The sequence below is a fragment of the Siminovitchia sediminis genome, from assembly GCF_042680885.1.
GTDB lineage: Bacteria > Bacillota > Bacilli > Bacillales > Bacillaceae_C > Siminovitchia > Siminovitchia sediminis.
Window position 1 is genome coordinate 1 of the sequence record NZ_JBHUEO010000059.1, and the last position, 10,969, is coordinate 10,969.

Below are 10,969 nucleotides of genomic sequence, written 5' to 3' on the forward strand. Positions count from 1 at the left end.
TCAACACGGACAAAAACAAAGTCAATGGTGGCGCACATACTGAAACCAATTAAACAATGTGTATTCTTGTCGTATTTTGATTATGTCCATTTTTAGGGGGCTTGACCACAGGCACCTGTCGAAACCCCCTATTTATGGTGAAATAGGTAAAGCGCACCAAGCATAAGGCCGAGCGCGATGAGTTTTTTCAGGTCGAGCGGGAATTGTTGTGCACCGAAGAGTCCGAAGTGGTCGATGAGCGCGCTGATGAGCAGCTGTCCCGTAATGACTGCGAAAAGTGCGCCGGATACTCCAACTTTAGGTACAGCGATGACGACGACTGCCAGGTAAAAGGCTCCTAAAATTCCGCCGATTAGCTGAAATTTTGGCACTTCAGAAACAGCAAGGATGTTGCCCTTCCCCCAAAACAAGACCATGAAAAATAGCGCAGCTGTCCCGACACAAAAAGAAATAAAGGTCGCTTCGATCGGTCCCACCTTTTTGCCAAGACCGCCATTGACCGCGGCCTGCATTCCGACAGCAAGGCCGCCAATTAAAGACAGCAATAAATAAAACCATTTCATCTGTGTACGCCTCCCATTAAGAAGCCCTCTATAAAGCCAGCCCTCCGGCCTCTCCATAAAAGGAGCGGGCAGGAGGGCATACATGGCTATACTTTTTATTTTACTCTTTCAAAGAGGGCAGAAATTCCCTGTCCTCCGCCAATGCACATCGTGACAATCCCTTGATCAAGGTTGGAACGCTGCATTTCATACAGCATTTTCACTGTCAAAATTGTGCCAGTCGCTCCTACAGGGTGGCCCAAGCTGATCGCTCCTCCATTGACATTCACTTTGGAAGGATCGATATCCAAATCTCTGACAACCGCACAAGCCTGAGAAGCAAAAGCTTCGTTTACTTCAAAAATATCTACATCGTTGAGATCGATGTTCAGCTTTTTCGCCAATTTTTCCGTTGAAAGCTTAGGAGCATACCCCATCACGTCCGGGCTGTTCCCTGCAACAGCATATCCTTTCACCGTCAACAAAGGCTTCACCCCGAGCTCTTCGGCTTTTTCTCTTGACATTAAGACAACGGCAGCAGCTCCGTCGTTAATTCCTGAAGCGTTGGCAGCTGTAACAGAGCCATCTTTTTTAAAGGCTGGCTTCATTTTTGCCAACTTCTCCATTGTTAAGCCATCTCTCGGATGCTCGTCTGTATCTACAACCGTGACATTTCCTTTTCTGTCCGTTATTTCAATCGGAACGATTTCATCCTTGAACTTGCCTTCTTTGATCGCCTTGACCGCTTTTTCCTGGCTGCTCAGGGAAAACTCATCCTGCTGCTCTCTGGATACGTCGTAACGATCCGCAACATTTTCAGCTGTGATGCCGTTGTGGTAAGGTCCGCCAGGCCATGTCAAAATAGACAACAGACCATCTTCCAATTCGGCATGTCCCATTTTACGTCCAAAACGTCCACTTTTGTCATAGTATGGAAGCTGGGACATGTTTTCTGTCCCGGCCGCTACGACGACATCCGCATTTCCCGTTTGAATTTCAAGCATTCCATCGACAATGGCCTGCAAGCCAGATCCGCATTGTCTGTTGACAGAATAAGCGGTTGTTTCTTCCGGTAGATCCGATTTCAACGAAACCATTCTTCCGATAAATCCATTTTCAGCAATCTGACCCACGTTGCCAACGATGACTTCATCCACCGCGTTGGACTCAATTCCCGCTCTTTTTACCGCTTCTTTGATCGCATAAGCTGCCAAGTCTACTGCATGAACGTCTTTCAAGCCTCCGCCAAATCTGCCAATCGGTGTTCTGGCACCAGATACAACAACTACTTCTTTTAAATTGCTCATGTAAGAACACTCCTTGTAAAAATTTGTATTAAAGAACCATTCCGCCGCCGACGTTGATGACTTCACCAGTAACATAAGACGCTTCGTCAGAAGCAAGGAAAGCAATCATGTTTGCCACATCTGACGGGCTTCCCGCTCTTCCCATTGGAATTTTGGAGACCATGATGTCCCACACTTTATCGGGAACGCCTCTTGTCATATCTGTATCAATGAAACCCGGGCAGATCGCATTGCAAGTAATATTTTTCTTCGCCAATTCCCGAGCCGCTGTTTTCATGAGGCCAACCACTCCTGCTTTGGAAGCTGCATAGTTTGCCTGACCAAAGTTTCCGAGCCAGCTGGCTGAAGAAATGGAAATAATTCTTCCATATTCCTTTTCGCGCATAATTTTGGATGCTTCCTGCGTGCAGTAGAAGGTACCTGTCAAATTCACATCGATGACCTGCTGCCATTGTTCAGCCGTCATTTTATGAATCGTGACGTCCCTGTTGATTCCAGCGTTATTGACGAGAATATCCACAGTTCCGTATTTTTCCACTGCATGTTTGAACAGGTCCTGGACTTCTTCCTGTTTTGCGATATTGGCAGTATAGTAAGAAGCTTCATAACCCTTCTCGGAAAATTCCTGGATGACTTCTTTGCAGCTGTCTTCATTCATATCGACAACAATCACTTTTGCGCCTTCTTTTCCGAGCTTTTCTGCGATTCCTTTTCCCAATCCTCTGGCTGCACCTGTGACAATCGCAATCTTATTATCTAATCTTCCCATTTCTTCTGCCTCCTTAATGCTTTACTCTTTAATCATGAAGTCACGCAATCCAAACGGCCCGTCTGAAAACAGCTCAACGTCCATGACTTTCAAATCTTCACTGACGATCGGCTCAAAGTCCATCATGTCCAGCACGTCTTTTTGCAGATCGACGCCAGGAGCAATCTCAATCAGCATGACGCCTTCTTTTACAAGCTTGAAGACGGCTCTTTCTGTTACAAAATAAACCTGTTGTCCCTTTTCTCTTGCGAGTTTTCCGTTAAAAGAGATTTGGGAAACTTTGGATACCATTTTTTTGATGGAGCCTTCCTGCTCAATGTTGACTTGGTTGTTCTCAAAATTGATTTTGGCACCCTTCGTGCTGAACGTTGCACAAAAAACTACTTTTTTCGCGTTTTGGGTAATATCGATGAAACCGCCGGATCCCGTACATAAAGGACCCATCTTGGTCGCATTGACGTTGCCTTCGCCGTCCAGCTCTCCAGCCCCCATAAAAGTAACGTCCACCCCAGCGCCGTTATAGTAATCCATTTGCTGATCATGGGTAATCATCGCATATACATTTTGGCCGATTCCAAAGTCAATGCCGCCCGCCTGGACTCCTCCGTAAATGCCCGATTCTACCGTGATCATGATCTCATCGGAGATCCCTTCTTCATTGGCGATCTTCCCAATAACATCATTAGGAATGCCGGTTCCCAAATTAATAATGTCGCCTTTTTTGATCTCATACATTGCTCTTCTGCCGATAAGTTTACGGATATTCATTTCCAGCGGCTTGATGGCTGTCTGAGGAACTCGCAAACTGCCAGAATAAGAAGGATCATAATACCAAGAGGATGTTTGCCTATGATCCTCAAATGGATTCTCGCATTCTACTACCGCGTCTACAAAAACGCCCGGGACGACGACATCTTTAGGATTGAGCGTGCCTGTCTGGGCAACCCTTTTGACTTGTACGATGACTTTTCCGCCAAATCTCTTCGTTGCCAGCACGGCAGGCAATACTTCCAGCTTCATCGCTTCGTCTTCCATTGTAATGTTTCCCATTTCATCGGCAGTCGTACCGCGGATAATACAAACATCCAATGGAATTTTCTTGTAAAACATATATTCTTCATTGTCATATTCGATCACTTCAGAAAGGTCTTCCAGCGGCTGTGTACGTTCATTCATTTTCCCGCCTTCAATGCGCGGATCAATAAACGTACCGAGTCCCACTTTACTCATTTTTCCGGGAAGTCCGCATGCCATCGAGCGATACAGCTGCGCCATCTGGCCTTGCGGCAAGCAATAAGCTTCGACTTTGTTGTTGGCAATCATGTCCATCCATCTTGGCTGCAGCCCCCAATGAGAACCGATGATTCTTGTGACGAGGCCTTCATGAGCAAAATGCTGGATTCCATCCTTCCGGTCACTTTGTCCAGCCGAGTGTACCAATGTCAGATCTTTCGGATGGCCGGTTTCCAAAAAGCTTTTTTCAATCGCTTTTAAGATAGACTCTGCAGCGCTGATCAGCGTCATGCCAACGGTCGTAACCGTGTCTCCGTCCTTGATGAGGTTCACTGCCTCTTCCGCTTTTATAAAATGGGCTTTCAAGTCAAACCCCTCCTCTTAATTTCTTCCAAAACGTTCCCTGATCGCTTTTTTGTCAATCTTACCGTTTTCCGTTTTGTCTACTTCCTCTACAAAGTAAAATTTCGCGGGTATCTCATATTTTGCCAGCCGGTCTTTCAGGAAAAAGCGGATAAACGGCTCATCGACATGGCTGCCCTCTTTGACTGAAAGAACCGCAATGGGAACTTCTCCGTATTTCGAATCTTTTTTCCCGACAACAGCCACTTCATGGACGCCTTCGATTTTCCGGATCTCATTTTCAATGTCGTAGCTGAAGACCTTTTCCCCCCCGCGGTTAATCATATCTTTTTTCCGATCCACGATATACAGATAACCGTCTTCGTTTACATATCCCAAATCACCTGTTAACAGCCACTTGTCATCGGTAATGAGACCGGTATCCAGCTTGTAATATTCCTCAATGACGTTTGTTCCTTTTAAACAGATTTCACCGATGGTGCCCTGCTTTACTTCCTGGCCATCTTCATCTACAACCTTGATGCACAGCCCGGGAATCGGAAGTCCTGAAGAACCCACATATTTACTTTGGGACGCATCCGATGGAAAAATCGTAGCAGGTGATGTCGTTTCGGATAAACCGTAAATCGTCCGGAAGGACATATTCGGCATCCAATTTTTCAATTCAGCAATCATTTCGCCGGGCATGTTGCCGCTGCCGCATCCCAGCATTTGAAGGGATGGAAGCTCCGGATATTGCTTTTGTTTTTCAAGCAACAAGGCAAATATCGTAGGCGATGCGTGATAAAAGGTAACTTGATATTGTTCTATATTGGTAAGGAGCCGATCTGCATCAAAAAACTTATGCAGATAAATGGTCCCTTTACATTGCAAAAAAAGACACAGAGTAGCAGCCAGTCCAGTTATATTATAAATCGGTATGGATAAAACGGTTGAATCAGTTTCATCCAGTCTTAGCAATTTCTGATAGGCCGTAACGGCATGCTGCAAATTAAAATTTTTAATGACAACGCCCTTACTGAAGGAAGTGGTGCCGGAAGTGAACATAATTACCGCATGGTCTTCAAGCGTACCGCTGTCTACTGTATCTATGTCATAGGCTGGAAGATCCTTGATTGTCCTGTCTCCAAAAATAAGTACGGGCTTGCCTTGGATTTCATGTTTTTCCATCCAGGCTTTATATTTTTCATCCGCGATCAGTATGTCGCAGTCACTTTTTTCTATTAAAGAATCAATGGCAGGCTCTTTATATTTCGTAGGAAATGGTACAATGACCGCTCCCAATTTTTGAGCCGATAAAAACGATACAATGAACTCTATGGAATTAAAAAGAAGCAGCCCGATATGGGTCCCTTTTTGTACTTGGTAATGTTTCACTAGATAGGCAGACATCCGATCTGTCAACTCTAGGAGGTCTTTATAGGTATACGGTTTTTCATTAGAATCTACGATCCCTATTTTGTCTGGCATCTGCTCGGCATTTTCTTTGATCGTTTGATACATGCTGCGTTTCAAATGATCAAAGGAACTGTATTCCCTATTATTGAATGTCCGTATTGTCAGGTCATTGATCATCTCTTGATTCCAGCAATGGTTTCCATTGATCAAAATAACCACCTCCTATCATCACTTTATCATAACAAGCGTTAGGCAAAGTGAATTTTCCCCTATACCCGAAACTGCCCCGCCCTCAATTCACGAAGGCGGGTAGTTTCAACCTGACACTTAGTATGCCGACTCCAATGGCGTTTGCTGATGATGGCCTGTCGTTTGGAGATCTTCATGCAACGTTGACAAAATGTCCATGAAGTCTGCTCTGTATTTCTCAAGTGATTCAGAGGCGGTCGACAGTGAAGCGACAACCATCCGCTTTGATTCCGGAGAATAAAACATGACCTGTAATACCTTGATCAGCTCGTCTTTCCCAAGGATTCGGTAAATACTGTGGTTGGCCACAAATTCATTTTCCAATAGATAAGCATCTGTGCCATCTATTAATGTCAGTTTGGATTTGCTGTTGATCCGATACTGATCTTTGTTGCGGCTCCTTTTTTGTTTTCTTTCAAATTGCTTTTCCAATTCCTCCACATACTCATCAAGTGTAATATCCTGGAGCATTTTCGCCCAACGAATGGATAAGGAAGCTTCTGCTTTTTTTGTCCCTTTAACTTTGTCCACCTTGATCAGGCCTTCATTAAATGTAAATTTATTGTTGGGATTAATGAAAATCTGCCAATTGTCAGGGTGATACACACTAATGCCGTACACATTTAACGGGACTTTCTTAGTCATTTGTTAGGACCCTTTCTTTCGTTTAATGAAGAAAGTGTGGCATCAACTGCTGAGTTGATCTCTGTTCCGGAATTGATGATGGAATCCACACGAACAATATATTTGTTAATCACATCTTCAGGCGCTTTTGTCATCAAGCTGACAACGACGTAGGCCACTGTGTTAGCGACAAGTGCCCATACAAGCGCTGAAAACCCTAATGGCGGAGTGACAAAGAATGTGAAAATCGTTGTAACAACTAAACCTAAAATCGTACCTGCAAATGCCCCTTCTTTCGTTCCTCGTTTCCAGAACAGTCCGAAGACAGTTGCGGGCAAGATTTGCGCAAAGAACGGTGACGACAGCTTATAGGCATAGTCAACGATATAAGCAGGGCGCATGGCAACGACAATCAATGTCATGATCATGAGAATAACTAAAAGTATTCGGCCAAAATGTACAACTCTCTTTGGATCTACTGACTTTCCTTTTAACTCATAGGCATGGCGCACATAAACGTCGCGGGATCCGATCGCACTGGCAGACAGTAACATAGAGTCTGCTGTAGATACACCGAATGCGAATAAACACAGCAATGAGATAAAAGAAATAAATGGAGGTGCATACTCTGTAGACAAAATCGAAATAATGTTGTCTGTATCCTCAAATCCAGGTCCTACAATCGCAGGAGCAATGATTCCTCCGATCAGTACGATAAAGAAATAAACAAATACATAGGCAACCGGCAATGACCAGGACATAAATCTAAACGTATCTTTATTCGCTGCAATGTACGTTCTCATGAAAATATGAGGCCAAACCACTGTTGCTACTGCCCCGGTTAATACGTTAGACAATGTTCCTTGCCAGTTAAATGTGCCGTTTGGTCCCGGATGGGATAAAATCGCAGCGGTTTCAGGATGCTGCATCATCGTATCCACCGCTTGGGCAAGACCGCCCTCAGGGAAATAAGTAATTGTCAGAAATACCGATAATGTAATTAATGTACCGGCTCCCAAGATAAAGTGAAACGTATCAAGCCAGGCAACAGACTTCATTCCGCCGCCGATAATATGCAATGAAACAACAATTGTAGCCAGCGCAACTGCCAGAAGGTATGGTACAAGACCTTTTGTTGTTACAACCATGGCGTCACCGATAGCAATTAACTGCATCGCAACATAAGGAACAATAAATAGAATTAAGACGGCTGCTACCAATAAACCATATACTTCCGAGTTATAACGGGAACGCAGGTAGTCAACCGGAGTCATGAATCCGTATTCTTTACCAAGGATCCAAAGACGGTAACCGATGATAACGAAAAGCAATCCTGCAATCATACCACCCGTATTGGAGAAATAACCGATCCCTTCACGGTAGATAGCCGCCGGCACTCCGTAAAAAGCTAACGCCGAGAATACCGAAATTGCGGTTGTGGCAAGCAGGACAAAAGGATTGACTCCCCTGTCAGCTGTAAAAAATGCTTCTGATGATTTACTTGTTTCTTTAAAAGAGCTGAAGCCCTGAATAATCATAAATCCTGCATATATCAAAATTCCTGTAACAATCCACATGCTGGCACTCATGGATGTACCTCCTTCACTGTCTTTTACTTGTTATAATTCACGTGTTTTTGTGTTTCGAAAAAAGCATTATAATACAGAGCCCATACAAACGCTGCCCCTAAAGGTGTTGCAAACATCAAGAACAGTTGAAACGGCATCCATCCGAATATAAGAGGGTTCGGCATGTATGGGATTAACATCCAGTTGAATCCGAAATAAACGATATTAAATAAGATAAAAAGAACTTTTGCTCTCTTGCTCATACTTTTTCCTCCTCTTCTTTAACTGATTTCCGTAAAAGGTACGCTCTTACAATTTTTCCCCCGGCATTTTCCGTTAATGGGGCGACATTGATCATTGCTTCTTCTAGAGTCATCGGCTTATTGATGATGTCCACGACCAAATCAATGCCGTGATCATATACCTCCTGAATCTTATAGCCTTCTGCCCCTACAACAGCCACCACTGGGACATGATGTTTTTGCGCAACCTTCGCAACACCTATCGGCGCTTTTCCCTGAACGGACTGAAAATCCATCTTTCCTTCACCGGTGATCACCAAATCTGCACCTCTGACATAGTCTTCCAGTTTGATGATGTCCAGCACCTTTTCAATTCCGGACTCCAGCTTCGCCTCGCAAAATGCGATCAAACCGGCACCCAGTCCGCCGGCAGCGCCAGCCCCTTCAACATTCATAATGTTTTTCCCTAAGGTACTTTCCAATTGTTCACCGTATCTCTGTAGAAGGGCATCCAATTCTTGAACATCTTTTTGCGTGGCCCCTTTTTGCGGACCGTATATATAAGATGCGCCGGTTTCCCCGCAAAGAGGGTTCGTAACATCAGACAAAACGGTGATTTTTGTTGCTTTCAGCCTTGGATCCAGCCCTGAAATGTCAATTTGCTGGATGTTTTCCAGAGCTTTGGCGCCAAATCCAATTTCTTTGTTAAGGGAAGTTTTGAAAGAAACACCGAGCGCCTGAGCCATTCCGGCTCCCCCGTCATTGGTCGCACTCCCGCCGATCCCAATCAGTATTTCATCAACGCCGTGATCGAGTGCAGCTTTTATGAGTTCGCCTGTACCATAGGTAGTGGTTTTAAACGGATCCCTCTCTTTACGCTCAATTAACGGAAGTCCTGATGCTTCGGCCATTTCAATCACAGCTGTCCGATGACCCACCAGCCCGAATTTCGCTGTGACCTTTTCTCCCAGCGGTCCGGTCACTTCACACTCGACATACTTTCCATCCAGTGCAGCGACCAAGGCATCTACGGTTCCTTCTCCTCCGTCCGCAAGCGGAAGTTTGGTCACCTCTGCATCAGGGAGCACCCTTCTTATTCCATTTTCCAAGTAACCGGCAACTTCCAAAGAAGAGGCACTGCCCTTAAAGGAATCGGTCGCGATAACAATCTTCATTTTTTGCACCCTCTCAAGCTATAAGAAAGAAAACGTTTTCCAACATAATAGTTATCATCATTATAGAAGTTTATTTGGAAGCTATCTATGTTCCTAAAAACGATTTTTCGGCAAAGAAAAAAAGCGAAATTTGTTACACAGAACAAATTTCACTTTTTTATTGGTGGCTTTTGTAAAGGAGAAACGCAATTTTCAGCATTAAAAAGTCGCTGTATTTTCTCATATCATACCCGGTTTTTTGGTGCAGGCGATTTAATTTGTATTGCAGCGTGTTTTTATGAATAAAAAGCTGCTCGGATATGTTCTTGATCGAGCCGTTATATTTTTCAAACAAAGAAAGAATTTCTTCATATTCCTGTATATCTTTTTTGTCCATAGAACCGATGACCCGCGCAACATATATGCCGGAAATCTCTGCGGACACTTCCTCCAGAATGAGCTCAATCCCCAAGTCGTTATAATACTTGACCACATCATTTAAGGTCATTGCCCAGCCTTGGGCAACCAATGCCTCTTCATAGGAGGTTTTCACATTTAATATGTTATGCGCAGGTGAACCAACACCGATATGGATCCTGATACCCAGCTTATTTTTGACTTCTCCCTGAATATCAGCCAGAATCTGATCCAGCTCCTGACGGCTCAGCTTGTTGAGGAAGATCACAATATTGTTGTGGATTTGGGCAATGAGATTATCAAAGTATTTGACGAGTTTATCATGAAAGATTTGGAAAATCTGTTCGGTTTGGTCGATCCCAATCTGATCATCTTTCATTTTGGCTACAATCGCTACTCTTGGTACATTCGTATCTATATTAGAAATGTTCAGGCGTTTGACGATGGCCTGCCTCTCCACATCACTCGTCAGCGTAAGCAGCTGCTCGACCAGCATCCGCTGCGTTTCTTTTTGTTGGCTGATCAGTTTGTTGGAATATGCATCCTTGATCAAAAGCTCCGTCATGCGCTTAATAATCTTCCCGTATCCTTCGACCTGTTCCCGTTCTCCGGTAATCCCGATCACTCCGACAATCTCATGCTCAAAATAGACCGGTAAATTAATCCCTTCCCTTGCGCCGGCAAACTCCCCATCATACTCAACGGCCAAATGACTCTTCGTTTCAGCTACCCGTTTGCCGCCTTCGTGGACCGTCCCGATCCGTTCCTCATTCGTACTGGCAACAATCAGTCCATCCGTATTCATATAATTAATATCCTGCCCAATAATCTCCTGCATCTCCGTCACAATCGTCTGTGCAAGCTCTGTGGAAATCTGCATCCTATCCACCCTCATCCGAACATTTAGGTACCTTTATTATAACATATATTCGACAGGTGCCTGTCACTCCCCGAAGTTCCCCGAAACTTGTCGATGAGGTTTCGACAGGTGCCTGTGGTCAAGCCCCCTAAAAATGGACATAATCAAAATACGACAAGAATACACATTGTTTAATTGGTTTCAGTATGTGCGCCACCATTGACTTTGTTTTTGTCCGTGTTGA

The 10,969-nt window shown here is 44.4% G+C and carries 10 protein-coding genes; all 10 read right to left on the reverse strand.

The genetic code is table 11. The features are described from left to right. Window positions 1-128: 128 nt before the first annotated feature. Window positions 129-563, reverse strand: coding sequence for a DMT family transporter (locus ACFSCZ_RS15580; RefSeq protein ID WP_380775111.1), 435 nt, complete (start codon window positions 561-563; stop codon window positions 129-131). Between the two features lie 95 nt (window positions 564-658). After that, window positions 659-1,849: a thiolase family protein gene (locus ACFSCZ_RS15585; protein ID WP_380775113.1), complete on the reverse strand. Its 1,191-nt coding sequence runs from the start codon at window positions 1,847-1,849 to the stop codon at window positions 659-661. A gap of 28 nt (window positions 1,850-1,877) precedes the next feature. Next, window positions 1,878-2,618 carry a 3-oxoacyl-ACP reductase FabG gene (gene fabG, locus ACFSCZ_RS15590; protein WP_380775115.1) on the reverse strand — a complete coding sequence of 247 codons (741 nt, stop codon included), beginning with the start codon at window positions 2,616-2,618 and terminating at the stop codon, window positions 1,878-1,880. A gap of 21 nt (window positions 2,619-2,639) precedes the next feature. Continuing rightward, window positions 2,640-4,217, reverse strand: a complete 1,578-nt coding sequence (locus ACFSCZ_RS15595) for an acyl CoA:acetate/3-ketoacid CoA transferase (RefSeq protein WP_380775117.1) — start codon at window positions 4,215-4,217, stop codon at window positions 2,640-2,642. Between the two features lie 15 nt (window positions 4,218-4,232). Next, entirely contained in the window at window positions 4,233-5,822 is a 1,590-nt protein-coding gene (locus ACFSCZ_RS15600; RefSeq protein WP_380775119.1) for a class I adenylate-forming enzyme family protein, read from the reverse strand. 117 nt (window positions 5,823-5,939) lie between these two features. After that, window positions 5,940-6,506 carry a hypothetical protein gene (locus tag ACFSCZ_RS15605; RefSeq protein ID WP_380775121.1) on the reverse strand — a complete coding sequence of 189 codons (567 nt, stop codon included), beginning with the start codon at window positions 6,504-6,506 and terminating at the stop codon, window positions 5,940-5,942. Next, entirely contained in the window at window positions 6,503-8,074 is a 1,572-nt protein-coding gene (locus ACFSCZ_RS15610) for a sodium:solute symporter family protein (RefSeq protein ID WP_380775123.1), read from the reverse strand. The genes ACFSCZ_RS15605 and ACFSCZ_RS15610 overlap by 4 nt, the downstream gene beginning before the upstream one ends. A gap of 23 nt (window positions 8,075-8,097) precedes the next feature. Continuing rightward, window positions 8,098-8,316, reverse strand: a complete 219-nt coding sequence (locus tag ACFSCZ_RS15615; RefSeq protein ID WP_380775125.1) for a hypothetical protein — start codon at window positions 8,314-8,316, stop codon at window positions 8,098-8,100. After that, window positions 8,313-9,470, reverse strand: a complete 1,158-nt coding sequence (locus ACFSCZ_RS15620) for a glycerate kinase (RefSeq protein WP_380775126.1) — start codon at window positions 9,468-9,470, stop codon at window positions 8,313-8,315. Before ACFSCZ_RS15620 ends, ACFSCZ_RS15615 begins: the two co-directional genes overlap by 4 nt. Window positions 9,471-9,627: 157 nt before the next feature. After that, window positions 9,628-10,746 carry a CdaR family transcriptional regulator gene (locus ACFSCZ_RS15625; RefSeq protein WP_380775128.1) on the reverse strand — a complete coding sequence of 373 codons (1,119 nt, stop codon included), beginning with the start codon at window positions 10,744-10,746 and terminating at the stop codon, window positions 9,628-9,630. Window positions 10,747-10,969 lie beyond the last annotated feature (223 nt).

What these genes read in the sequence shown, in the direction of transcription:
- ACFSCZ_RS15585 (WP_380775113.1), bottom strand. Translation starts at nt 1,849, where the DNA reads ATGAGCAATTTAAAAGAAGTAGTTGTTGTATCTGGTGCCAGAACACCG.
- ACFSCZ_RS15605 (WP_380775121.1), bottom strand. Translation starts at nt 6,506, where the DNA reads ATGACTAAGAAAGTCCCGTTAAATGTGTACGGCATTAGTGTGTATCAC.
- fabG (WP_380775115.1), bottom strand. Translation starts at nt 2,618, where the DNA reads ATGGGAAGATTAGATAATAAGATTGCGATTGTCACAGGTGCAGCCAGA.
- ACFSCZ_RS15615 (WP_380775125.1), bottom strand. Translation starts at nt 8,316, where the DNA reads ATGAGCAAGAGAGCAAAAGTTCTTTTTATCTTATTTAATATCGTTTAT.
- ACFSCZ_RS15610 (WP_380775123.1), bottom strand. Translation starts at nt 8,074, where the DNA reads ATGAGTGCCAGCATGTGGATTGTTACAGGAATTTTGATATATGCAGGA.
- ACFSCZ_RS15620 (WP_380775126.1), bottom strand. Translation starts at nt 9,470, where the DNA reads ATGAAGATTGTTATCGCGACCGATTCCTTTAAGGGCAGTGCCTCTTCT.
- ACFSCZ_RS15580 (WP_380775111.1), bottom strand. Translation starts at nt 563, where the DNA reads ATGAAATGGTTTTATTTATTGCTGTCTTTAATTGGCGGCCTTGCTGTC.
- ACFSCZ_RS15625 (WP_380775128.1), bottom strand. Translation starts at nt 10,746, where the DNA reads ATGCAGATTTCCACAGAGCTTGCACAGACGATTGTGACGGAGATGCAG.